The organism is Gloeocapsopsis crepidinum LEGE 06123, assembly GCF_015207655.1.
GTDB lineage: Bacteria > Cyanobacteriota > Cyanobacteriia > Cyanobacteriales > Chroococcidiopsidaceae > Gloeocapsopsis > Gloeocapsopsis crepidinum.
In genome coordinates, this window is sequence record NZ_JADEWN010000084.1 from 1 (window position 1) to 21,438 (window position 21,438).

Consider the following 21,438-nt stretch of genomic DNA (forward strand, 5'->3'; position numbering starts at 1 on the left):
CTGATTGAGGTGTCACCTTGTGTGTATGCCTTAACTATTTTTTCTCGCAAGTCGAGCGAGTACGGTTTCATTAGACTTCATTTGTGTACTCCTCTTACTGTACCTCATAAACTTGCAATAGGCTGTAAATTATGGTAGTCAAAACTCTTGTCAAGAAAATCCTTAGCCCTAGTATTGGTTTTCTTAAGTTTCCTTCACTGAATGAAGATATTCCTTCAGATTTAGTCCCAATAGGTGATACAGGTTTATACACAGATATAGGTCAGCCTGTAGATCCACTTGATTGTAGGAGATATCCTGGCAGTATTTTTTGTGGTAATCCTTTATCACCTAATGCTCTTAGTTTGTCTATTCAGATAGTTAGAAATCCTTGTAACTTAGGAATCAAACTTACTGGATCTCTAGCATTTATTAAAATGCCTCCTAAGTATCTAGTCTACAGAGATCCAGAGTGTCGGTTTGATGATGAATCTGACAAGATATCACCTGATGACTTACCTTTAGAGTTTTCTTCTGACTGCGCCCATTATTTAGTTCAAACTTTTCTTGCTGACGGCTTTGCATCCGCAGGATATGTTTCTCCCTTTTTCTTTGATCCATCCGCTAATAGCGCTACTGCTTATGGAGTAAATCTAATTGATGAAGAATCCTTTGTGACTTTCTTAACTGACTTTGGTTCGTTCAATACAGGAAGTTTTTCAGCTAGATTGAGATTCGCCACTTTTTTTCAAGGACCTGAAGCCGAACACGACTACTTTGTTGCATCGTTATTCATTTATGAATTTGTACCTCCAAGATTAACGGATAGCAATGAATACATAAGTTGGCGTCAATCTCTTGGCGACTTTATTGCTAGCAATGGACCTTTAAAGTATTATCGATTTTGCAACGGAGTTTATCGTCCTACTAATCAGCAAAAGAAACCACCACCACCGCCCCTCGATCAGAAAGAACAGGAAGATGATATGGGATGTTGTCCACAAACTAACGCTTTACTTTATGACTTATTAGATAAAGTTGATAAATTATCTGAAATAGTCGGTGTTGATGAATTTCCGGCATCTTTACCACAATCGCTTATTAGTAAAGACGAAGGATTTATCGGTAACTTAATTCCTAATCCTAATAAAGAAATTGCTAATTTAACACAATTTCTTGCTTGGTATGTAGAACGTTTTGATGAAATTATGGGGCAGTGGGAAATACCTATCGAGATTAAAGATAGCGATCCAAGTACTCCAGGAGATCAGCCTAAAGGAGTGAAATTACCAAATATGGCAGAAGCGATCGCAGAAATGTTTGTTTTGTCTTTTCAGTCCTATGCAAATTCAGAAACTTTACTCAATCTAGTCACTCGCAATTTAGTAGAAACAGGTACAGACAAACAACAAAACTTTATTACTTACAAACTGTTGCAATCTCTAACAGACTGGGTAGGCTTTAAACAGAAAGATATCAAATTAGAAATGCCCTTAACTTTTAGCCCTAATAAAACTAGATTTGATGAACTCATTCAAGAAAGTATAGTTCAAGTGCCTTGTGTAGAATTCGATGATAAATTTGGTTTAGAAGCAGATTTAATGAGGTTTAGAGAAGCAGCAGGAATTTTGCAAGCGGTTTATAAACGGAAGCTAGATCCTAAAGGCAATATCAAAGATCAAATCTTTGATTATCTACTAAAAACTTATGCAGCAATGAACAAAATTAATGATGATGGCGAGAATTTCCAGGAATTTATCAATCGTGTAGAAAATGGATTTACAGATATTCCTACAGTAGGAGACGCAACTCAACCTTATGGTAGACCTTACACGCAACGTCCAAAGGTTCGAGATTTGTCAGACATTGATGAGCAAACATAATGGCTATTTCTATATCTCTTAGTTCACTGGCATCTAGAGCTACTAGAAAAGTTGCAGCAGGAAATAGTGGCATTCGCAGGATAGCCTTAAATGCAACGACAGCAGTGCAAGAAGATGATAATCCTGTAGCAAGTGTCTACAACGCCATAGAAAAATTTGGTCAATCTTTAATGCGTAATACTCTGCAAGCATTTATTGATGTCTTTAAATTCTCATGGTCGAAGTTTTGGGCACAATTTGTTAAAACTGGATTATTTTTAATGAATTTCAATTGGAATAGTACCGATCAACAACTAGACGAGCAAATTAAGCAAGCTGAAATAGCTTTAGCTGCAAGTCGTGGAGCATTAGCAGGTCAATCACTAGGTTTTGCTATTTGTGGTCTAATTCCTACTGCTACGATTGCTGTTTTTAATGAACCGCTAGCTTTGTATATGCTCAAGGAATTAGGAGAAGAAGCAGCAGATGAAATAGCATCGTCTTTAGCAAACATGATTACATTACAGCTTGACGTACAAGTAAAACGTGGATTTACTGCTTTATTTAAAAACTACAGAACACTATTAAGAGGTGCTGCAATTAATTTTGCTAATATTCTTGTTCGCATGGGTAGATTAACCCAAGAATCAGTAGATAAAGCCAATGAAAACAGAAATAAGCCTTGGTCGTTTGCCGGAGCCTTTGAAGAATCAATTGATTCAATAGAAGATCCAATTGAACAAGCTTATACGGAGGAATTTTGGGATGAATTTCAAGAGTCTTGTATAGAAGCAGGATTTATTATTGCGGGTGCTGCTGACTCTTACTTTGCAGCACAAAAGTTAGCGAATCAATCACTTGTAGGTGATTATGGCGTGGTAACAATTGAGCCTATAAGAGATAATGAAGCTGTTACTGTAGACACAAATGCCACATCGTCACCATGAACAATAAAATTGTTCTAGCTGGCAACAAAAATTTGTTAAAACCTGCTATTACACAAATATTAGCAATGCATCAACTTCTAGAACAAATTGAAGTTGATGCAACTTCATCAATAAACGAAGATTTCGATCCAGGGAGAAGATACCATCCACTAATCATATTGCACTTTAGAGAAGATTCTGATTTTAGACCAGGAACTAATCAACCTAAAGGTAGAGGACAAAACAGAACAAAAGGCGAAGTTAGCTTTCGCCTAATGAGTGAAACAACAGAGACAATTAGTGAAGCTGAACTAACCAATTTAGGAACGCGAATCAAACAAATTTTTGGTGCTAATGGCGGTTATTTGTGGAGTAAAGGCAAAGAGATGTATTGCTATGCAGATTGGAGTCGAGGATATCAAATGCAAATACTCGCTCGTTCGGAAGCTCAAGTAAGAGATTTAGTTACAAAAATACTTAGCTTGCAAAATCATACCCCACAGTGGAAATACTTAACTAAGAATAAAAATGCCTCAGAGGCTGAAAGATATCCAGTTGTTCCCCAAACAAAGTTGGTTATGGGTAAACAAGTAGAACTACCTGAAAGAAGACCCAATCGACAAGTGAGATTTAGGTATGCAGAGGCACGAATTAACCCTTTATTAAAAACGGTAATCCTTTTTGACAGAACAGGAAAAAAAACAAATGCGTTGGTCAAATAAGTAGTTGGTCAAGCTTAACCTCCGTCAAATATTTATTGTCTAGAAACAAGCTCAAAGTATTGACGGTAGTAAGTCCTGAGCATTAAAACTAATACATTGGGAAGGAAAAGGTTTAATGCAAACACCAGGACAAAGCTTATTTAGTGCAATTCTTAAAGTTGCCAAATCAAAACTTAAACCACAGTATTCTGACATAGGAGTCAAGGTGCAATGGGATTTGGATAATTTGGAACTCCGAGGCACTTTTGCTATCCCGTTGAAAACTGAAATCAATGTAGATACTGGTGAATACATTGTAACTTCTCAAGATTTTACAGAATCATCTGTAAACCCTGAACCGTAAAATTTATAAAGAGTTTGTAAAAAATGGCTGTTGAGAAAAAATATCAACCTTATATAATGGTGCTGAGCGATGTATATATTGGAATGCTGGGAATAAGACAGGATCAAAAAAATTATTTTAATATTCCTGATATGACGGCTGCTGAGAAAGCCTTGATGGAGTATCAAGGTTCAAGAAAAGCTCACAAGCGCAATATCTTCAGCAATCGTTTAGATAGCGATACACCGACAAGAGTAAAAACAATTGAAAGAGTAGCAGTAATAGATAAAAAGCGATCAAAGCTATTTAATTCTAAAGGCGGGAAACCGATTAAAATTCCTACTGAGTTGATTAGTATTCCGGCGCAAACATCAACGGCAGAAAACCCACCAGAACGCATAGGAAGCATTCGTTTTACTACGATTAGATTTCCAGGTGCAGCAAGTAATGCTGAAATTTCAAGATGGCTAGCGCTTAAGCTTAAAGCTCATACACCTACTTATTTTATAACTCCATCAGGCGTTACTTTTCCCGTAAGTAGTGTAGGTACTGCAACTCCAACGGGACCAACTACTCCTGCTTAAATGACACGCTGGGATTTAGCAACGTTAGATAATTGGCAGTTGATTCTGAGCGAAACTAGGATAGCTCAAAGAAAGCAACCTATTCGCTCAGATAGTTTGTATGAGTACGAGCCTATATCTCCTATTTATACAAATCCTCATTCTCATGTATTGTTAATCGGTACATACAGCGAAACTGCAAAGCCTTATTGGTTTTTGGGTGCTAGAGCTTCACAATATTTGTACGTGTCTCCTAGTATGAACGATCGCTTTATTAGCGGCGTACAAACTTCGGATATCAAAAGAATTGGATTAAATCGTTTAACGTTAGTTAAATTTGAGAATTACGGAGTTTCTCCTTATGCTCTACAGCTTGAAATTCCCTACTGGATTGAAGATATTTATGTGGAAGTTTGGGAATATTTAGATGATATTCAGGAAGGAGGCGAACAATATCAAGAAATGTTGGATCGCTTAAATAGTATTGAAGATCTCTTGTATTCGGGATTTTCAGGTACTGTAGGACAGTAATATGTGGAAGCCTTTTTTTACTATTCGCCCTACTAAGTCATGGCAATTTACGCCAGCTATTGAAGCTCAAATTTTTCGGTTGAGGCATTTAAATCCTCCTATTTCACCAATAGGATTTATTGCTCAAGCAGAACTAGCATCTGACGGATTGTATCAGTTTTATGATGTTAAACGATTAAATGGTTTAACACCTTATGAATGTTTAGTATATGTTAAACCAATTTTTTTTAGTGATAGAGTGTTAGCTTTTCGTCAAGATTATAGAACGGCTAACAATTGGAATATTGTTATAGAATACACTACGCAATTAATTGTTATTAATCGTACTGAACGACTGGCAACTAAGTTAAATGACCCAGGAAGAACATTAATTTTAGCAGTTATTTGAATTATGCCAAATATTAAAGCACTTGATAAGGATAATTCAGAAATTGAAATTGCAGCAGATGGTGATGGATCTGCTGCAAATCCTTTTATTACTTATCATAAAGTAGTCAATTTACCAGCTAGCATGGCTACAAATGAGGCTGTTCAAGCTGTAAAAGATCGATTACCTATTGTTGCTACTAACTCAAATGTTACTACTGTTGCAGCAACAAATTCATTGACTGTATTACTTGCTGCAAATCAAAATCGATTAGGAGCAGCATTTTATAACTTAAGCCCAGAGAAATTGTATTTAAAGTTAGGAGATGAAGTATCAGATACTAGTTTTAGTGTATTGCTCAATGCAGATGATTATTATGAATTGCCATTTAGATATATAGGCATAGTTACAGGTGTTTGGGTTGCAGCAGTGGGTAATTGTCTCGTCACAGAATTATTTTAATGCCATTAATAAAAGCGCCAGTAAAACAACAATTTGATTTTTATTACGACCAGCAAGAAGCCCCAACAAATCCTGCTATTGGCGATATTTGGAAAGAGCGCGATAGCTCTAGATTATTGATCCAAGAATGGTTTTGGAATGGTACGTATTGGCTGAGTTCAGCAGAGGTTGTTTTCACGCAAAACCTTAATCTGGGAAGTCTTAGTAGCACAGTTAACCCAGTGATTGATTTTACAGTAGGACAGGCAATTGACCGGCAAAATAACTTGTTTATCACACGATACATATTCTCGGCTTTCATGGGTAGTTCATCAAGCGCAAATTACACAACAAGGATTGGTGTTAGTACTCCGTGGTCTAACATAAGTTCGAGTACTACTTACACAGAAATCCCAAATTCAGCTTCTACAACAGGAACAATAGACGGTCACTCCTCTATTGTACGTACTGTAGCAAACCTTAATTTTCACCTTAATACTAGAACCGTAGCGGAGCTACATAATACTAACACCATGTCGCCTTTTAATTTTGTTTGTAGGCTGAGTTCAAACCTTACGACACAAGGATTAAGGCAAGTTATGCTTGGCATCTATTGTCGTTTAGCAAGAAAATAAAATGAAAATAAATATAGCGTATTCACAACAAGGAAAACCGCAATTTATCCACTACAATCGCGGGACTCAAGAATCCCCGATGTGGGCGTCTTTGCCGTTTAACTCTGACACAAAAGAGTTTGAACCGCAATCGCCTATGGACTTTACTTTAATGAGTGAAGTTGAAGCTTTAGAGGAATGGCAAACACTTGATTTAAGCGATCGCCCTGCTGCAACAGATGCGAGTACTCCTCTTGAGCCTAACTACTCAGGACTAACAACAGCAGTACGAGAAACCCCAGTATTTGGAAAAGCTTACATAGCATCTAAAACTAATGCAGATATATTAAGTGCTTTGGCTTTTTTCATGGCAGCTTTAAATACTAATGCTTTTACCATGCAAGATTTAATGTTTGCGCTGAATGATTTACATCGAGCAATGGGTACTATTTGGACAGAGGATGATATTAATTACATTAATTCTTCACTTAGAAATAACAACTTTAATTTTCAGATTTAGTAACTATTTAAACAAATGGATAATAAAGATTTTTATTGCCCTGCTTCATGCCCAAATCGCGTGACTCGATTAAGTAAAGGATATTGCTTTTTATTTTCTATTTCAATTACTGCATTACTCGCTTGGCAATCTGTAGATCTTCAATATACAAAAGGTAACGGATTAGAGCTTAAAACTAGAGATGTGCCTCTAGCTTTACTACTACCATCAATGCTTTTAATCGCAGGAGCATTAGGAATAAATACAGATCCAATTGCTCAGAAACTTGGCGCTGTACTTACTGATAAACGATAATGAATCCATCCATTGAATTTCACTTATCTTTACCTTTAGCTAGCACTAAAGCACTCGCTAAAGGTTTTTTATTACTTAAATCCAATTCCAGTAGAGCGGGTATCAGATTACAAGCGACAAGCGGCTGTTCTGGGTTTCAGTATTCTGGTTCTTGGAAGTTGAAAGGGCGTGGTCCATTGCCTCCAAGTAAAGCAATTGAGCCTACTACTTGGAGCGTATCGACTCAAAGGCTTTGGTTACCACACGTTAAAGGCGTGGAGGGAAGTTTTTACGCGATTGCGCCATTTAGCGTAAAAGTTGATGAGAAGATATCTAGGGGCGATTTTGGCATACATTTTGATGCGAATGTGCCAGGCAGTGCTGGTTGTATTGTGCTGCCAATACAAGATCATTGGGATGTGTTTCGTAAATGGATGGCAGATCTTGCACATCAAAAAATCCAGCAATTACCATTGAGTATCATTTATTCTTCTTCTCTAATTTCAAAACAAGCTGTATAAAAACAAGATTTTAAAGTTTAACTTCAAAATATAAGTGTTACTACGGATGATTTTTCTCGGGGGGGAGTAAAATCATCCTTGTTTGTTTTGAAGCCAAATATGAGAACAGTTTACTGGGCAGATTTTCCAGGTAATAAATACCTAAAAAAACTGGAACCAGCAATGCTCAATTGGAGCGAATGCACTCGTAAACAAATTATTCGCCCAATTGGTAAGAAGCGATTTGAAGATAGAGAGACTGTTTATGTTACATACGAGCGATCGTATGTTGTTAGCAAAATAGCTATTGAGATACTGCAACCGTTAGAAATTAAATCATTGACTGAACTACTTAAGTTGATGGTTGCAGTATGGCGTGAGTATGAAAAACAAAATAGTAAAGCAAGTTAGTTATGGACTTTACACAATTAGATCTTGAGCATAAGAAAAGATTGCTTATGCAATCGATGTGTTTGAGTAGCGCTATCCAAAATTTAGCAAACTCTACAGGAATAGATTGTGATGTGATAGTTTCAGGAATTTGGCTAGAAACAATTGCCAAGTTTCAAAAATTAAACGAGGCTCAGATTGAAGATTTAATTGCGCACATTGAGACTCAAAGTAGTTTTGCACAAACTCTTTCAACTCCTGTAGTGGTGACAGGGCAAATATTTGATTCAGAGGAACTTCAAGACTATGGAAATTAAGAAAGTTTATTATTCAGCTTTGGTTAATCTTGGCAATTATAACAATGAAAAAATTGGGCTTAAAGCTGATGTAAGTGAAGGAGAGACAGTAGAGCAAGTTATTGAAGCACTAAGAGATAAAATTACAAAGTGCGGACATCCTAATCTAGAAAAGCTTTACAAGGAACTGCGCGATCGCACTTGGGATTTAGAACAATTAAATAACAAGATTGAGAAAGCTACTAATCAATGGAATGCGACAGCAGAATTCTTAAGAACACAAGGAATTAAACCAGATGCGGTAGATCTACCGGTGTTTACTTATTTATTGCCTGAAGCTAAATCAGAAACGATTGTCACTGGTGATGAGGCAGAGTTTGTTGATGAAGACAACGATGAGGCTGAATTTTAGCAGGGTAATAAGGGTAATAAGGATTGAAAATGGCTTTCGATATTCGAGATTTCATTGATTCAAAAGGACGCGATCGCGGTAATATTCACATTGCTTGTCCTAACTGTCAGGATGCATCTACAAAAAATCCTGCACTCAGTATCAATCTAGAAAATGGAGCTTATCACTGCTTTAAATGTGAAGGTGAGAAAAACGGTGAAATAAAATTGGCACTTGGATATTCATTGGATAAGATAGTGCCTACTGGGTACAGTAAAGTCTCCGAGGTTACAGTAACGCCAACTGATGTTCTCTCCTATCACACAAAGCTGATTAATGAATCCCGATTAGGTAAGCAATGGCTACTTGATCGGGGTTTCTCTTTAGAAATGATTGAGCATTACAAGCTTGGAATTAAGAGAATTAAGAGAATAAATAAATTGTGGTACGCGATCTCTATTCCTATACCTGCTGATCCATATGGCACGCGATACTTCCAGAAACTAAGAATACAGCCGTGGTTGCAAGGTGACGATCGCCCTAGTGGATTGAAAGCGTGGGACCAAAAAGGGATAAGCGCAATGGTGTGGCTTACCTATAATCCTCCAGATGCAACGGAGACTTATTTATGCGAAGGCGAGTGGGATGCAATGATGCTTGGATGGTTAGCTAAGTGTGCTAATGCCAAAATTGCGATCGCGACATTTACTTGTGGTTGCGATACTGTACCTCCACAAACAGAGTTAGATAAACTGCCTGGACGGGTGACGATTTTTTACGATCGCAACGATAAACCGAATAGTAAGACAGGAGAACTACCTGGAGACAAAGGAGCGATCAAAGTTGCAGGTCAATTACAAAATCGCGGGTTTATTGCTTTAACGCCGTGTAATTCGTATTACGAAGATCGTTTTGGTTGGGATGTATCGGACGCGATCAATGCGGGATTTAAGTTTGATGATTTTGTAGCAGCAGCAGCACTAGCAACGCAACCAAAAGTAGACAAGAGTGAAAATCCACTGCGATCGCGCTTGGTAAGCAATGCTGAATTAATGGCGCGCGCTCCTGACTATATCGACTGGTTAGTACCGGATATGTTGCCGGCTAATGAGTTGTTTGTACTGGCTGCAAGTCCACGTGCTGGTAAATCGCTGATGGCGATGCTGCTAGCTAAATGCATTGCAACGGGTGAGAACTTCTTAGGACGTGTGGTGACACAAGGTGCTGTACTTTATGTAAATCTTGAGGATTCCGAAGCGAAGATCAAGCAGCGTGAACTTGCGCAAGAGTGGAGTACAGACGTACCAATATACTGGCTTGATCGCTTTAAATTATCCGAAACTGCACATTTAAGGGAAATAGCAGAGGAGATCGACGCACGGCTGATCATTTTGGATACCTTAAGCCGTATTCGTGATGATGGTAGTCAGGAAACATCAGCCGAGATATCGCGATACTTGGAGCCATTGCAAGATATGGCGATGCAGTTGCGGCTATCGGTACTACTAATTCATCACACAACTAAAATCACGATTGAGAACGCGGGTAGTACAAACGTATTTGACACCATTCGTGGTAGTAGTGCAATTCGTGGTGTGTGTCGGGGGAGTTGGGTATTAGCTGCAAGCGATCGCACTTATCGATTGTGTGTAGAGCATGGTTTTGGGGAAAAGCAAGATTTAGAAGTGCTACTTGACGGGGAAACTCTGACTTGGAAAGCAGTAAGACCATGGAATCCTAAATCAAGTAGCACGCAAGTAGAGCAGATTTTGGAGTATCTCAAAAAGGCTAAAAAGGCGACTATTCCTGAGATTGCCAGCGTGCTTAATTTGAATCCTAATTACGTCACAACTGCATTATGGAGGCTTCAGATGGAAAAGCAGGTTTACAAAATTCCAGGTAAGAAATACTACCCAGCTACGTACTACTATGCAATGTCAGTAGAGTCGCTTAATGACCTATCAATTACCTATCAAAAAAATGACTTGATAGGTAATGAAAAACCTTGCAGTAAGGGAGATACAGCCAATAATCACCATAACCTATCAAGCGGTGATACTTTTGACGGTACAAAGTACAAAAAAAATCCTGATGATACACAAAATGCAAGTGATACTGAGATATTTAATCAACTTTCTTCAATAGCTGAGAAGCTTGTAGATGAAGCTATTGAAGCTAAAACAAATACTCAATTAACAGATGAATTTCTCAGTATTAATTCTAGCAAGAGTAGTAATTTTACTGTACCTGCTGAAGAAAAAAATATCAATTTAGAAGAAAGCAGCGATCACTTGATACCTAAAAATGATACTTTTTTGCTTAATGACAATAGAGAAACTAATGAGAATTTAGGAAATTCTATTGCAACTATTGATGGTATTTCTGAACACATACCACGTAGGAAACCACGCAAGGTAAAAGTAGGCGATCGCTGTAAATGGGTAGGCGATCCAGGAGCTATGGCAGTAGTTTGTAAGGGGAGAACGCTAGAAATACTTGAATTACGCTATCAAGGCTTAGAGGCACGCGTAAAGGCTCCTAATTGGGCGTGTGATTATTGGGTAGCTAGCAGTGATTTAAGGCAAGTTAAGCAATGAAATCAAAGCAAGAAAACATATCAACTATTTGCTTGTTTTAGCAGTAGCAGACGCTTATGAGAGTGCCATCGATGCTTGTAAAAACGACAGAGAGAATTTAGAGAAGCTTTTAAGATTGCGAATTAAAGCAAATTCCGCAATTGAAGCAAGGCTTGAGTATCTGAAAAAAATGTCCTTATTGCAAAAATGATACTTTTTTGTGAGAATAGCCTACCGCATATATTGATAGGTGATAGGTAATTATGCTATAATCTTTACAGTGTAAGGTTTCTAGTTACCTATCAAATTACCTAACAAATCAGCTTGTTAGGTAATAAGGTATCAGAATTAGGGGTTTACAGCCTAACTCTGATACCTTATCTCTCAATAAGTATTGCTTGTTGAGAGAGTGATACCTATGCTTATTGGCTAAAGTATCAGCCTTATTGCAAGTAGAATATTGCTCTACGCATATTCAGGGTAATAAATATATATATTGTAATAAAAATTAATAAAGTATGCCATAGAGAGCATATCTAGGTAGTTTTAGCTTCAACCAATTATTCAACCAATTCAACCAATTGAAACTAAAGCAGTAATTAAATGATTCCTGAAACCTTTACAGTGCAAGGGATACGGAGAGAGTGGGATTTGAACCCACGAATAAGTTACCCTATTACAGCATTTCCAGTGCTGCGCCTTCAACCACTCGGCCACCTCTCCAGGTGTCACAAATTCTAATTATACAACGAAACAATACAGATTCAGTAAAAATAGAAGAAGTTAATTTTTGCCTTTAGCTCATGACTCGTTTTTACAAAATTCGGATTCGCGATCGCGCCCGTGACAAGAACTATACACTAGAAGTCCCTGAAGACAGCTATATCCTTCAAAGTGCCGAACATCAAGGCGTAGAACTGCCATTTTCTTGTCGTAATGGTGCTTGTACGACGTGTGCAGTACGAGTGCTTGCAGGAGAAATTTATCAACCTGAAGCAATGGGATTGTCTCTCGAATTACGCTCAAAAGGCTATGCTTTGCTATGTGTTAGCTATCCACTTTCTGATTTAGAAGTTGAAACTCAAGACGAAGATGAAGTATACGAACTACAATTTGGACGTTATTTTGGTAAAGGAAAAGTTCGGGCAGGTTTGCCGTTAGATGAAGATTAGTGGTTAGTGACTGGTGGCTAGTAGCTAGAAATTATGATGTGTTACCGACTTCGGCTGAGTAGACTTGTTATCCTGCCATTACTGGTGCTAATACAAAGTTGTCAACCAGAGACTACGCCGCAAGGCAAAATTGTCAAAGTCACGCAGGTAGTAAGTGGCAATACATTGGAAGTCATCGGCTTAGAGGAACAACGCAATTTTAACTCGCGAGTACGCCTCATAGGAGTAGACGCACCCGATCTACAACAGCAGCCGTGGGGACAAACTGCGCGACAACAACTAGCAGAAATTGTTCAAGGTAACACTGTTTTACTAGAGTTTGACGTGCAAGAAAAAGATAATTTTGGACGCTACCAAGCTTATGTTTGGCATGACAAAGTGTTGTTAAACGAATTTTTAGTGACGCAGGGGTACGTACTCGCTGTTGCGAGAAATCCCAATGACAAGTACACCCAACAACTAAATCGTGCCCAAGAATCGGCTAGACTCATGGGGCGGGGAATTTGGAATCCCTCTCAACCAATGCGTTTTACTCCAGCAGAGTTTCGCCGTCAGCTAATATTGCAGAAGTGTCCTCCGCAGTCGCTGCCATGTCAATCTCGTCAATCATGATTTCAACTACTGAACTGCAAACGTATTTAGATATTGCGACTGAAGCAGCGCTAGCTGCTGGTACAGTTATTCAGAGCTACTATGGAGTATTAGATGGCGTTGTTGAAAAAGGACGCCCTGGAGATTTAGTTACCCAAGCTGATAAAGCCTCCGAGGCTGTCGTTTTAGATGTGCTACAGCGTCACCTACCACAGCATGGAATTTTAGCAGAAGAATCGGGAAATGTCGGAAATTCCCAAAGCGAGTATCTTTGGGCAATCGATCCATTGGATGGGACAACTAACTTTGCCCACCAATACCCTAGTTTTGCAGTGTCGATTGGGTTACTTGTTGCGGATGTTCCTCAAGTTGGCGTCATTTTTGCTCCTTTTCATCAGGAGTTATTTCGCGCGGGTAGAGGATTAGGCGCGACGCGCGATCGCCGCCCGATTCAAGTTTCCCAAACTAATGAACTGAGTAAGAGTCTCTTAGTGACAGGCTTTGCCTACGATCGCCGCGAAACTCCAGACAACAACTATGCAGAATTTTGTCACCTTACACATCTTACCCAAGGCGTGCGCCGTAGTGGTTCTGCCGCACTTGATTTAGCTTATATTGCATGTGGGCGCTTGGATGGTTATTGGGAACGCGGACTTTCGCCGTGGGATATCACTGCGGGAATTGTTTTACTCGAAGAAGCTGGTGGAAAAGTTAGTGCATACGATGCGAGTCCGTTTGATATGGCATCAGGGCGAATTTTAGCAACGAACGGCTACCTCCACGCAGCCCTAAGTAATGAATTAATGCACGTTCGTTCAATCTCTTTTTCAGGGAATAATAGAAGTGAGGAGTAAGAAGCGATCTAGTGACTAGCAACCAACTACGGGCGAAAATACTGACAGTCTGGTTATTCTGACCGGAAATGATATAACAAAAGCGATCGCACTTCTAGCTAATGGTTATGAATCCATAACTTGAGAGATATGGCGAAGTACACTAGAAACAACTTATAGGCTTTGCAGGTGGCACAAGGTTCTATGTCATTTAAAATCGACCGTGGCTTATTTCAATATGATTTAATTGACCACCATGCAGTTCTAGGCATTCCTGTCGATGCAGATTTTAATCAAATCCGCAAACGCTATCTGCAAATAGCCCGTCGTCTACATCCTGATAGTTGTGCAGCGACGACTCTAGAAGAAAAACAACGTGCAAACCAATTATTATCTAAAACTGTCAATCCTGCTTACGAACAATTCTCTAAAGAACGTAACCGCGCCGAATATCTTGTCGTTTTACGAGAAATGAGTAAGCGTCTGGCACAAGAAGCAAGTACAGTTGAACTAAAATCTAAACTCTCGCAAGAGTTAGCCCAAGCAAGTAATCTGGAACATTTTTATCAAAAGTCGATTCAGCAGCTAGCAGCGAAGCAATATGAAAACTTAGAGCAAGTTTCAGACATTATTGGGCTGATGAGCGAATTGAATTTAGTTTACTTAATGCGCAAAGGCGCTAGTAGCTTGCCATTCCCTACACCAGTTGCGCGCACTAGTAACAATCTAAGAGAAACACCACAGCCAGCACCAACGCCTCAGTCTATTAGCGTGGTTGAGCAATATTATCGCCGCGCGCAAGCTTTTATGGAAAATAACAATTTTGCCCAAGCTAGGATTGAGTTACAAGATGCGTTGAAGTTAGAACCAAACAACAGCATCTGCCATAGCTTGATGGGAGTATTGTATTTAAAGCAAAATCAAGTCACTATGGCTAAGGTTCATATTAATAAAGCATTGCAGTTGAATCCGCAAGAACAAATGGCACTCAAAGCCAAGAGATTCTTAGATCAAGCAGCGCAGAAAACGGGTACTAAACCTACAGGTGCATCGCAGCCGACTCAAGGCACAAATACTTCTGGAGGTAGTGGATTGTTTGGTGGATTATTTGGCGGGAAGAAAAAGTAATGGTATATCAGTCGCCAGCTGGGGCGCGGGATTTATTGCCCCTAGACGTAGCACAAAAACGTTGGATCGAAGAACGATTACAGCAGGTATTTCACCGCTGGGGCTATCACCGGATTATCACATCAACTCTAGAACACTTGGATACCCTGATGGCAGGTGGTGCGGTGCAGCGATCGCAACTGATTCAGCTGCAATCTGATGAAGGAGAAATTGGACTACGTCCAGAACTGACCGCATCGATTGCCCGTACAGCAGTTACCCGCATGGCGGGAGCGTTGTATCCTCAACGCCTCTATTACAATGCTAATGTCTTTCGCCGTGCATCTAGTACTCACCACAATCAGCAACAAGAGTTTTATCAAGCAGGTGTGGAATTACTCGGTGCCCAAGGTTGGCTAGCTGATGCAGAAATCCTCCTGTTACTTGCTGAGTGTATGCAAGAACTGAGTTTAAATAACTGGTGTCTGATCCTAGGCGAAGCTGGAATTGCGCGATCGCTGTTGTCAACATTTCCGGCGAATTTGCGCGAACAAGTCCGCTATGCGATCGCCCACCTCGATCGCATTACGTTAGAAACCTTGCCCCTCAGTCGGGAAGAATGCGATCGCGCGCTAATGATGCTTGACTTGCGGGGACATCCGGCTGATGTCTTACAAAAAATTGCTTCTCTTGATTTAGAAACTCCTCAAGCTGAGGCGCTTCACCGTCTCAAATCATTAATTGCTTTATTAAATGAGTGCTTTCCCGTATCGTCCTCTCAATCTACAACATCTTCGCCAATTATCTTAGACTTAAGTTTGATCCAAACTTTTGATTATTATACGGGTATTGTCTTTAAAGTTGTCAGCAATACTACTTATCCAGCGCGGATTATTGGACAAGGTGGACGTTACGATCAACTCCTAGGACTGTATCACCCCCAAGCAGAAACGGTTTCAGGTATTGGATTTTCTCTTAATATCGAAGATTTACACCAGGTGTTACTTCCTTCACAACAACTTCCCCATGCCACCCCTACAAGCAATTGGTTGGTTATTCCCGAAACACCTCAAGCTTATACTGCCGCATTCGCCTATGCAGCCAAATTACGCGCTTCTCAACATCTTGTGAGGGTAGAAATGGATTTGGGCGACTCTGATCCTGATACTATTCGCGAGTACGCCCGTCACCGCCGCATTCAACAAATTGCCTGGATAAAATCTGAAGGTTTACCCTCAATTGAGTCAATAACATCAACAAAAAGTTTGTTATCTCCTTCGCAATAGGAATCCTTAGTAATTTTCTTTGATTTCCTTGAGTAATCAAATACTTAAGTTTATTTTTTAGCTTAGATAACAGTATTTGAAGCTAGCTTGTAAATTGAAATACAAGTTAGCGTAATTTTTTTGAGCATTAATTAAATTGATGATATTTTAAATTACAAACAAAACCCTGTTGATGTAGTAAAAACATTGCATCTCAAGTGTAACGTAGCCATCTTGCTTGCTCTACAGCTCACCATTTATCGTAGCTAATATATTTAACTGCGGTATTGAGTTCTAACTTTGAACTAAAAAGCAAACAGCAAAAAAGTATTAAATAACTAATAATAGCTATTGCAACCTTCCTAAGGAATAGATGATTAGTTTGTGCTGATTGGCAATATATATAATAAAAATAAAAGAGAAATATTTATACATCGGTTGAATTTCTTACAGTGAAATATAGAAACGAAAATTAAAATAAAAGTTTTTTGTTAGAATCAAAAAACATTCTAATTGACTTAGTTCAAGAAGCAGAAGAGAGAAGAATATGCCGCATACAATCGTTACAGAAACTTGTGAAGGAGTTGCTGACTGTGTTGATGCTTGTCCTGTTGCTTGTATTCACCCTGGACCAGGAAAAAATATGAAGGGTACTGACTGGTACTGGATTGATTTTGCTACCTGTATTGACTGTGGTATTTGCATTCAGGTTTGCCCTGTTGAGGCTGCAATTGTTCCTGAAGAAAGACCAGAGTTGCAAAAAACTCCTTAAGTAAATATTTAAATAATGAGGTTTACCTAAGAAATTCTTGATGCTTAATTTAAACGTAGCGATCGCTTAAGCAGCTAAAAGATGAAGGTTGCAGGATAATATTCATACTTCACCTCTTTTTGCTGTTCGCGTACGATGAAAGATACGACTCCTCTGTTAGAAGTTGAGGATGTCTGGGCGGGTTACGTCAAAGACCTAGACATCCTGCAAGGAATTAATTTTCGGATTTTCCCTGGAGAATTAGTCGCAGTTATCGGTCCTAACGGTGCAGGAAAATCAACGTTAGCAAAAACTATATTTGGTTTATTAACTCCGCAGCGTGGAAAAATCACTTTTAACAACGAAAACATTGCTGGACTCAAATCAAATCAAATCGTACAGCGCGGGATGTGTTATGTGCCGCAAATTGCAAATGTGTTTCCTTCATTGAGTGTAGAAGAAAACTTAGAAATGGGGGCTTTTATCCGCAATACGCCCTTGAGTGAATTAAAAGAGAAAATCTACACAACTTTTCCTGTACTTGCAAATCGACGCCGTCAAAGAGCAGGAACGCTTTCAGGAGGAGAACGCCAAATGCTAGCAATGGGAAGGGCATTGATGCTAGAACCTAGTTTACTACTATTAGATGAACCCAGCGCAGCACTTTCACCGTTGTTAGTCAACAATGTGTTTGAGCAAATACAACAAATCAATAAAAGAGGGACAGCAATTGTCCTTGTAGAACAAAATGCACGTAAAGCACTAGCAATGGCACATCGCGGATATGTACTCGATACAGGACGCGATCGCTTTTCCGGTTCAGGTAGCGAATTACTCAACGATCCTAAAGTTGGCGAACTTTATCTCGGCGCAGGTAAACACCACTAGCAAGATTTTAAGTTTTAAGTCGAGATATCGATATGGTATTAAGTATCTCTCCACCACAGCTACAAGCTATCCGTACTCATGCCGAAAGCACGTACCCAGAAGAGTGCTGTGGTCTATTATTGGGTAAAACAGTTGATGATGAAAAATTAGTAGTCGAAGTTATCCCAACGGAAAATACTTGGAACACTGAAGCACCTGAATGGGAAGACAATTCTACTAATCATGGCAAAATTGATCGCTATGCGATCGCACCGCAAGAAATGTTAAAAATCCAAAAAGCCGCACGCGATCGCCATTTAGATATAATTGGAATCTATCACTCACACCCGAATCATCCGGCAATTCCTTCAGAATGCGATCGCATCTATGCTTGGCAGCAATACTCATATATCATAGTTTCCGTGGTAAATGGCGAATGTGATGATGTCCAAAACTGGAGTTTAGATGAGCATCATCAATTTCACTCAGAAAATATGATTGTTGCAGAACTTGTTTAAATTTCATTATTTTAAAAACCACAAAAATCCCAACATCCAAAGGCTATCTTTGGATAGGATCGAAAATCCGTTCTTTCACACACTGCTATGCTCAATCCTAATCTGGATGAAATCCAGTTAACAAAAGAAGAATACGAACGATATTCGCGCCATCTGATCTTGCCCGAAGTTGGACTTGATGGGCAAAAGCGTCTCAAAGCAGCAAGCGTTCTGTGTATCGGTACAGGGGGACTAGGTTCACCTCTACTTTTATACCTTGCAGCTGCAGGTATTGGACGCATTGGTATCGTTGATTTTGATGTTGTCGATAATTCAAACTTGCAACGGCAAGTTATTCATGGCACATCTTGGGTAGGTAAACCCAAAATTGCATCAGCGAAAAACCGCATCTTAGAAATCAATCCCAATTGTCAGGTTGATTTATACGAAACGCGCCTGAGTTCAGAGAATGCCCTCGAACTACTCGCGCCCTACGACGTTGTTGTCGATGGTACCGACAACTTCCCAACGCGGTATCTTGTCAACGATGCATGTGTGCTGTTAGACAAGCCTAATGTCTATGGTTCGATCTTCCGCTTTGAAGGGCAAGCAACCGTATTTAACTACGAAGGCGGACCAAATTACCGCGACTTGTATCCCGAACCACCACCACCAGGAATGGTTCCCTCATGTGCGGAAGGCGGCGTACTCGGCGTTTTATGCGGTATTATTGGCACAATTCAAGCGACAGAAACGATCAAAATTATTTTAGGTCAAGGCAATACGCTCAGTGGACGACTGATGCTGTACAATGCGCTAGATATGAAGTTCCGCGAGTTGAAGTTGCGCCCTAATCCCGAACGTCCCGTCATTGACAAACTCATTGACTACGAATTTTTCTGTGGTATTCCCCAAGCAAAAGCAGAAGAGGAGAAACGACAGATGGCAATGGAAGAAATGACTGTGCAGGAATTAAAAGAACTACTTGATAGTGGTGCTGATAATTTTGTCCTGCTTGATGTCCGCAATCCTAATGAATACGAAATTGCAAAAATTCCAGGTTCTGTCCTAGTTCCGTTACCCGATATTGAAAGCGGTGAAGGCGTAGAGAAAGTTAAAGAAATACTCAACGGTCATCGTTTAATAGCGCATTGTAAGATGGGCGGACGATCTGCAAAAGCTTTAGGGATTCTCCAAGAAGCAGGAATTGAGGGCACAAACGTTAAAGGTGGTATCACCGCTTGGAGTCGTGAAGTTGATGCTTCTGTACCTGAGTATTAGGTGATTGGGTGGGTAATACCCACCCCTTTTTTGCTCTCAAGTACTTTGTTGTCGCATCATATCCAATCTTCAACTTTGACACTCCCCGCCTGAAGGTACAAGGATTCTTAGTTCACAGTGCAATCTTAACCTCGCAGGATTGCTCCAACGAAGCCAGAGGCAAACTCTCCAAGACTATTTCGAGAGGGAATGATGCGCGAGTCGGTCATTTATCAAGCAATCTTAGCTGAGGGAGAACAATTCGGAGAACAACGAGGACGCTGAGTAGGAAAGCGATCGCTTGTGCTGCGTCAACTAACTCGACGCTTAGGAGAATTACCGCAAGATGTGCGAACTCAAATTGCATCGCTGTCGTTAGAACAAACCGAAAATCTAGCTGAAGCACTTTTGGATTTTCAGCAAATTGTTGATTTAGAAGCTTGGTTAAGTCAAAGCGATTAGCTTGAAGCTAAAATCAAATCTCATACATAAATAATTATTTTTGTCAATACATTAATGCTTAGACGCAGAGCAGCTTGTCTGTGACATTGCCCAGTTGATTTTCTGATCATTAGACCTCCTGCACGAATCACAAATGCCCTGCGACTGAAGTCGGGGCTACTCAAACGAAGTTTTAAGTCTTGAGTTTTGTTAGCGTAGCGGTGCCTTAGCACGTTTTGAATTAAAAGAATTTGCCTAAAACTCAACACTTCACGACTCAACACTCAGAACTTTGAATTGGTGGACTTTGTTTATGTAGTAGCGAATTTATTCGCAATTCTTTTCACGCAGGAGGTCTATTCTGCGGAAGCGATCGCGCTTACTAAGTAAAAGAATAAACTCAAGGCGTATTTACCAAGTATTTAAACAGATCGTCCACGATCATATTAATGGCAAAAATAGCTGCATCGTGCCAATGCGTGCCGACGAAATAGACTTGATTGCGTTGAACTGCTTCGAGTTGTCGCCATAAGGGTCTTTGTTTGAGCTTCTCTAGCGCTTTTTTGTCATCATCCGGTGCCCAAGTTAAAAAGAAAAGAACATCTCCATTAATCTCAGCAATGTTTTCTTCAGAGATGTTTTCGACATAAAAGAAATCTCCTCGCTGTGATGGCGGACGTTGTAGCCCGATATCGTTAAGAACCGTTCCCGAAAAATGCTTTTGTCCGTATGCCCAAATACCGTATTGTGAATTCGTACTCGCAACGGATACCACGAGGGAGTGGCGGTTATTTCCTAAAGCTTGTTTGAGTTCCTCAATTCTTTGCCAATAGTCATTCATCAATTTCTGATGAACGTCTTCCTTACCTAATACTTGAGCAAGTTCTTCTAATTGCTCCTTCCACGAAGGCGGCGGATACGGTATGTTCAAGATAACTGTGGGTGCAATTTGAGATAGCTGATTGTATATATTTTTCGAGTAGTAAGAGTTACCCAAAATCAAGTCGGGTTTGAGTTGTAACATTTTTTCGATACTGGGAGCTTCATATCCTCCAACCGACTCGATGCCATCAACTTTACCTTGAAGATAACTCGGAAGCGGCAGGTCTGGTGCAAAGACCGATGCGATCGGTTTGACACCTAAAGCCAAACTATTGGCTAAAGTATCTTCTCTGAGGACGATAATTCGTCGAGGGTTACGAGGAATGCAAGTTTCACCCATCGTATGTTTGACGACGCGGCAATTCTCATACTAAACCGCGTTCTAAAGAACAATTCTCAGATGAGGGAAGTAGGTCATGGAAGACAGCTTTGCAGGAGCTAGCATTAACTCCTGCAAGCCTTGGCAAAGGACATCTGTAACAGCATCAAGTGAGTCGAA

26 protein-coding genes, 1 tRNA gene and 1 pseudogene are annotated in these 21,438 nt (G+C 39.8%); 26 read left to right on the forward strand and 2 right to left on the reverse strand.

What is annotated here, in order from left to right; all coding sequences use genetic code 11:
- Positions 1-131: 131 nt before the first annotated feature.
- From IQ230_RS23460 to IQ230_RS23535, 16 genes are all read left to right on the forward strand, one after another.
- A complete protein-coding gene (locus tag IQ230_RS23460) occupies positions 132-1,862 on the forward strand; it encodes a hypothetical protein (protein WP_193934639.1) in 1,731 nt (576 codons plus the stop codon).
- Positions 1,862-2,788: a hypothetical protein gene (locus IQ230_RS23465; protein ID WP_193934640.1), complete on the forward strand. Its 927-nt coding sequence runs from the start codon at positions 1,862-1,864 to the stop codon at positions 2,786-2,788. Before IQ230_RS23460 ends, IQ230_RS23465 begins: the two co-directional genes overlap by 1 nt.
- Complete coding sequence (locus IQ230_RS23470) at positions 2,785-3,489, forward strand: hypothetical protein (RefSeq protein WP_193934641.1); 705 nt, start codon at positions 2,785-2,787, stop codon at positions 3,487-3,489. Before IQ230_RS23465 ends, IQ230_RS23470 begins: the two co-directional genes overlap by 4 nt.
- Before the next feature lie 115 nt (positions 3,490-3,604).
- Positions 3,605-3,832, forward strand: coding sequence for a hypothetical protein (locus IQ230_RS23475; protein ID WP_193934642.1), 228 nt, complete (start codon positions 3,605-3,607; stop codon positions 3,830-3,832).
- A gap of 23 nt (positions 3,833-3,855) precedes the next feature.
- Positions 3,856-4,395 carry a hypothetical protein gene (locus IQ230_RS23480; RefSeq protein ID WP_193934643.1) on the forward strand — a complete coding sequence of 180 codons (540 nt, stop codon included), beginning with the start codon at positions 3,856-3,858 and terminating at the stop codon, positions 4,393-4,395.
- Positions 4,396-4,905 (forward strand): hypothetical protein, encoded by a 510-nt coding sequence (locus tag IQ230_RS23485; protein WP_193934644.1) that lies wholly within the window; start codon positions 4,396-4,398, stop codon positions 4,903-4,905.
- Position 4,906: 1 nt separating this feature from the next.
- The gene (locus tag IQ230_RS23490; RefSeq protein WP_193934645.1) at positions 4,907-5,293 is read left to right on the forward strand and encodes a hypothetical protein; all 387 of its coding nucleotides are present in this window, start codon (positions 4,907-4,909) and stop codon (positions 5,291-5,293) included.
- 3 nt (positions 5,294-5,296) lie between these two features.
- Positions 5,297-5,734: a hypothetical protein gene (locus tag IQ230_RS23495; RefSeq protein WP_193934646.1), complete on the forward strand. Its 438-nt coding sequence runs from the start codon at positions 5,297-5,299 to the stop codon at positions 5,732-5,734.
- Complete coding sequence (locus tag IQ230_RS23500; protein ID WP_193934647.1) at positions 5,734-6,348, forward strand: hypothetical protein; 615 nt, start codon at positions 5,734-5,736, stop codon at positions 6,346-6,348. The genes IQ230_RS23495 and IQ230_RS23500 overlap by 1 nt, the downstream gene beginning before the upstream one ends.
- Before the next feature lies 1 nt (position 6,349).
- Positions 6,350-6,847 (forward strand): hypothetical protein, encoded by a 498-nt coding sequence (locus IQ230_RS23505; protein WP_193934648.1) that lies wholly within the window; start codon positions 6,350-6,352, stop codon positions 6,845-6,847.
- Between the two features lie 15 nt (positions 6,848-6,862).
- Positions 6,863-7,141: a hypothetical protein gene (locus IQ230_RS23510; protein ID WP_193934649.1), complete on the forward strand. Its 279-nt coding sequence runs from the start codon at positions 6,863-6,865 to the stop codon at positions 7,139-7,141.
- Positions 7,141-7,641 carry a hypothetical protein gene (locus IQ230_RS23515; protein WP_193934650.1) on the forward strand — a complete coding sequence of 167 codons (501 nt, stop codon included), beginning with the start codon at positions 7,141-7,143 and terminating at the stop codon, positions 7,639-7,641. The genes IQ230_RS23510 and IQ230_RS23515 overlap by 1 nt, the downstream gene beginning before the upstream one ends.
- Before the next feature lie 99 nt (positions 7,642-7,740).
- A complete protein-coding gene (locus IQ230_RS23520) occupies positions 7,741-8,031 on the forward strand; it encodes a hypothetical protein (protein WP_193934651.1) in 291 nt (96 codons plus the stop codon).
- A gap of 47 nt (positions 8,032-8,078) precedes the next feature.
- Positions 8,079-8,327 (forward strand): hypothetical protein, encoded by a 249-nt coding sequence (locus tag IQ230_RS23525; protein WP_228055275.1) that lies wholly within the window; start codon positions 8,079-8,081, stop codon positions 8,325-8,327.
- On the forward strand, positions 8,317-8,718 hold the full coding sequence (locus tag IQ230_RS23530) for a hypothetical protein (protein WP_193934653.1): 402 nt from the start codon (positions 8,317-8,319) through the stop codon (positions 8,716-8,718). The genes IQ230_RS23525 and IQ230_RS23530 overlap by 11 nt, the downstream gene beginning before the upstream one ends.
- Before the next feature lie 29 nt (positions 8,719-8,747).
- Positions 8,748-11,294 carry an AAA family ATPase gene (locus IQ230_RS23535; protein ID WP_193934654.1) on the forward strand — a complete coding sequence of 849 codons (2,547 nt, stop codon included), beginning with the start codon at positions 8,748-8,750 and terminating at the stop codon, positions 11,292-11,294.
- A 615-nt stretch (positions 11,295-11,909) separates the two neighbouring features.
- Here IQ230_RS23535 and IQ230_RS23540 read toward each other — a convergent pair.
- A tRNA-Ser gene (locus IQ230_RS23540) sits at positions 11,910-11,996 on the reverse strand.
- Positions 11,997-12,076: 80 nt separating this feature from the next.
- Between IQ230_RS23540 and IQ230_RS23545 the strand changes: the two genes are divergently transcribed.
- The 10 genes and pseudogenes from IQ230_RS23545 to IQ230_RS27795 form a co-directional block, all read left to right on the forward strand.
- A complete protein-coding gene (locus IQ230_RS23545) occupies positions 12,077-12,445 on the forward strand; it encodes a 2Fe-2S iron-sulfur cluster-binding protein (protein WP_193934655.1) in 369 nt (122 codons plus the stop codon).
- Positions 12,446-12,529: 84 nt separating this feature from the next.
- Entirely contained in the window at positions 12,530-13,057 is a 528-nt protein-coding gene (locus tag IQ230_RS23550) for a thermonuclease family protein (protein WP_322742555.1), read from the forward strand.
- Entirely contained in the window at positions 13,054-13,890 is an 837-nt protein-coding gene (locus tag IQ230_RS23555; protein WP_193934656.1) for an inositol monophosphatase family protein, read from the forward strand. Before IQ230_RS23550 ends, IQ230_RS23555 begins: the two co-directional genes overlap by 4 nt.
- Positions 13,891-14,073: 183 nt before the next feature.
- Positions 14,074-14,997, forward strand: coding sequence for a J domain-containing protein (locus tag IQ230_RS23560; RefSeq protein WP_193934657.1), 924 nt, complete (start codon positions 14,074-14,076; stop codon positions 14,995-14,997).
- Positions 14,997-16,262, forward strand: coding sequence for an ATP phosphoribosyltransferase regulatory subunit (locus IQ230_RS23565; RefSeq protein WP_193934658.1), 1,266 nt, complete (start codon positions 14,997-14,999; stop codon positions 16,260-16,262). Before IQ230_RS23560 ends, IQ230_RS23565 begins: the two co-directional genes overlap by 1 nt.
- A gap of 526 nt (positions 16,263-16,788) precedes the next feature.
- Positions 16,789-17,013, forward strand: a complete 225-nt coding sequence (locus IQ230_RS23570) for an indolepyruvate ferredoxin oxidoreductase subunit alpha (RefSeq protein ID WP_099700259.1) — start codon at positions 16,789-16,791, stop codon at positions 17,011-17,013.
- Positions 17,014-17,148: 135 nt separating this feature from the next.
- On the forward strand, positions 17,149-17,880 hold the full coding sequence (locus IQ230_RS23575) for an ABC transporter ATP-binding protein (RefSeq protein ID WP_193934659.1): 732 nt from the start codon (positions 17,149-17,151) through the stop codon (positions 17,878-17,880).
- A 32-nt stretch (positions 17,881-17,912) separates the two neighbouring features.
- The gene (locus tag IQ230_RS23580) at positions 17,913-18,377 is read left to right on the forward strand and encodes a Mov34/MPN/PAD-1 family protein (protein WP_193934660.1); all 465 of its coding nucleotides are present in this window, start codon (positions 17,913-17,915) and stop codon (positions 18,375-18,377) included.
- A gap of 87 nt (positions 18,378-18,464) precedes the next feature.
- Entirely contained in the window at positions 18,465-19,637 is a 1,173-nt protein-coding gene (gene moeB, locus IQ230_RS23585; protein ID WP_193934661.1) for a molybdopterin-synthase adenylyltransferase MoeB, read from the forward strand.
- Positions 19,638-19,916: 279 nt separating this feature from the next.
- Positions 19,917-20,078 (forward strand): annotated as a pseudogene (locus IQ230_RS27795) (DUF4351 domain-containing protein); the annotation flags it as partial.
- Between the two features lie 379 nt (positions 20,079-20,457).
- Here the strand turns inward: IQ230_RS27795 and IQ230_RS23595 are convergent.
- Positions 20,458-21,279, reverse strand: coding sequence for an iron-siderophore ABC transporter substrate-binding protein (locus IQ230_RS23595; RefSeq protein WP_228055276.1), 822 nt, complete (start codon positions 21,277-21,279; stop codon positions 20,458-20,460).
- Positions 21,280-21,438 lie beyond the last annotated feature (159 nt).

Excerpts from the sequence above, each read along its gene's own strand:
- IQ230_RS23480 (WP_193934643.1), top strand. The coding sequence starts at position 3,856 with ATGGCTGTTGAGAAAAAATATCAACCTTATATAATGGTGCTGAGCGAT.
- IQ230_RS23580 (WP_193934660.1), top strand. The coding sequence starts at position 17,913 with ATGGTATTAAGTATCTCTCCACCACAGCTACAAGCTATCCGTACTCAT.
- IQ230_RS23530 (WP_193934653.1), top strand. The coding sequence starts at position 8,317 with ATGGAAATTAAGAAAGTTTATTATTCAGCTTTGGTTAATCTTGGCAAT.
- IQ230_RS23520 (WP_193934651.1), top strand. The coding sequence starts at position 7,741 with ATGAGAACAGTTTACTGGGCAGATTTTCCAGGTAATAAATACCTAAAA.
- moeB (WP_193934661.1), top strand. The coding sequence starts at position 18,465 with ATGCTCAATCCTAATCTGGATGAAATCCAGTTAACAAAAGAAGAATAC.
- IQ230_RS23500 (WP_193934647.1), top strand. The coding sequence starts at position 5,734 with ATGCCATTAATAAAAGCGCCAGTAAAACAACAATTTGATTTTTATTAC.
- IQ230_RS23460 (WP_193934639.1), top strand. The coding sequence starts at position 132 with ATGGTAGTCAAAACTCTTGTCAAGAAAATCCTTAGCCCTAGTATTGGT.
- IQ230_RS23515 (WP_193934650.1), top strand. The coding sequence starts at position 7,141 with ATGAATCCATCCATTGAATTTCACTTATCTTTACCTTTAGCTAGCACT.
- IQ230_RS23595 (WP_228055276.1), bottom strand. The coding sequence starts at position 21,279 with ATGGGTGAAACTTGCATTCCTCGTAACCCTCGACGAATTATCGTCCTC.
- IQ230_RS23470 (WP_193934641.1), top strand. The coding sequence starts at position 2,785 with ATGAACAATAAAATTGTTCTAGCTGGCAACAAAAATTTGTTAAAACCT.
- IQ230_RS23560 (WP_193934657.1), top strand. The coding sequence starts at position 14,074 with ATGTCATTTAAAATCGACCGTGGCTTATTTCAATATGATTTAATTGAC.
- IQ230_RS23570 (WP_099700259.1), top strand. The coding sequence starts at position 16,789 with ATGCCGCATACAATCGTTACAGAAACTTGTGAAGGAGTTGCTGACTGT.
- IQ230_RS23555 (WP_193934656.1), top strand. The coding sequence starts at position 13,054 with ATGATTTCAACTACTGAACTGCAAACGTATTTAGATATTGCGACTGAA.
- IQ230_RS23575 (WP_193934659.1), top strand. The coding sequence starts at position 17,149 with ATGAAAGATACGACTCCTCTGTTAGAAGTTGAGGATGTCTGGGCGGGT.
- IQ230_RS23545 (WP_193934655.1), top strand. The coding sequence starts at position 12,077 with ATGACTCGTTTTTACAAAATTCGGATTCGCGATCGCGCCCGTGACAAG.
- IQ230_RS23490 (WP_193934645.1), top strand. The coding sequence starts at position 4,907 with ATGTGGAAGCCTTTTTTTACTATTCGCCCTACTAAGTCATGGCAATTT.
- IQ230_RS23495 (WP_193934646.1), top strand. The coding sequence starts at position 5,297 with ATGCCAAATATTAAAGCACTTGATAAGGATAATTCAGAAATTGAAATT.
- IQ230_RS23485 (WP_193934644.1), top strand. The coding sequence starts at position 4,396 with ATGACACGCTGGGATTTAGCAACGTTAGATAATTGGCAGTTGATTCTG.
- IQ230_RS23475 (WP_193934642.1), top strand. The coding sequence starts at position 3,605 with ATGCAAACACCAGGACAAAGCTTATTTAGTGCAATTCTTAAAGTTGCC.
- IQ230_RS23465 (WP_193934640.1), top strand. The coding sequence starts at position 1,862 with ATGGCTATTTCTATATCTCTTAGTTCACTGGCATCTAGAGCTACTAGA.
- IQ230_RS23505 (WP_193934648.1), top strand. The coding sequence starts at position 6,350 with ATGAAAATAAATATAGCGTATTCACAACAAGGAAAACCGCAATTTATC.
- IQ230_RS23510 (WP_193934649.1), top strand. The coding sequence starts at position 6,863 with ATGGATAATAAAGATTTTTATTGCCCTGCTTCATGCCCAAATCGCGTG.
- IQ230_RS23525 (WP_228055275.1), top strand. The coding sequence starts at position 8,079 with ATGCAATCGATGTGTTTGAGTAGCGCTATCCAAAATTTAGCAAACTCT.
- IQ230_RS23535 (WP_193934654.1), top strand. The coding sequence starts at position 8,748 with ATGGCTTTCGATATTCGAGATTTCATTGATTCAAAAGGACGCGATCGC.
- IQ230_RS23565 (WP_193934658.1), top strand. The coding sequence starts at position 14,997 with ATGGTATATCAGTCGCCAGCTGGGGCGCGGGATTTATTGCCCCTAGAC.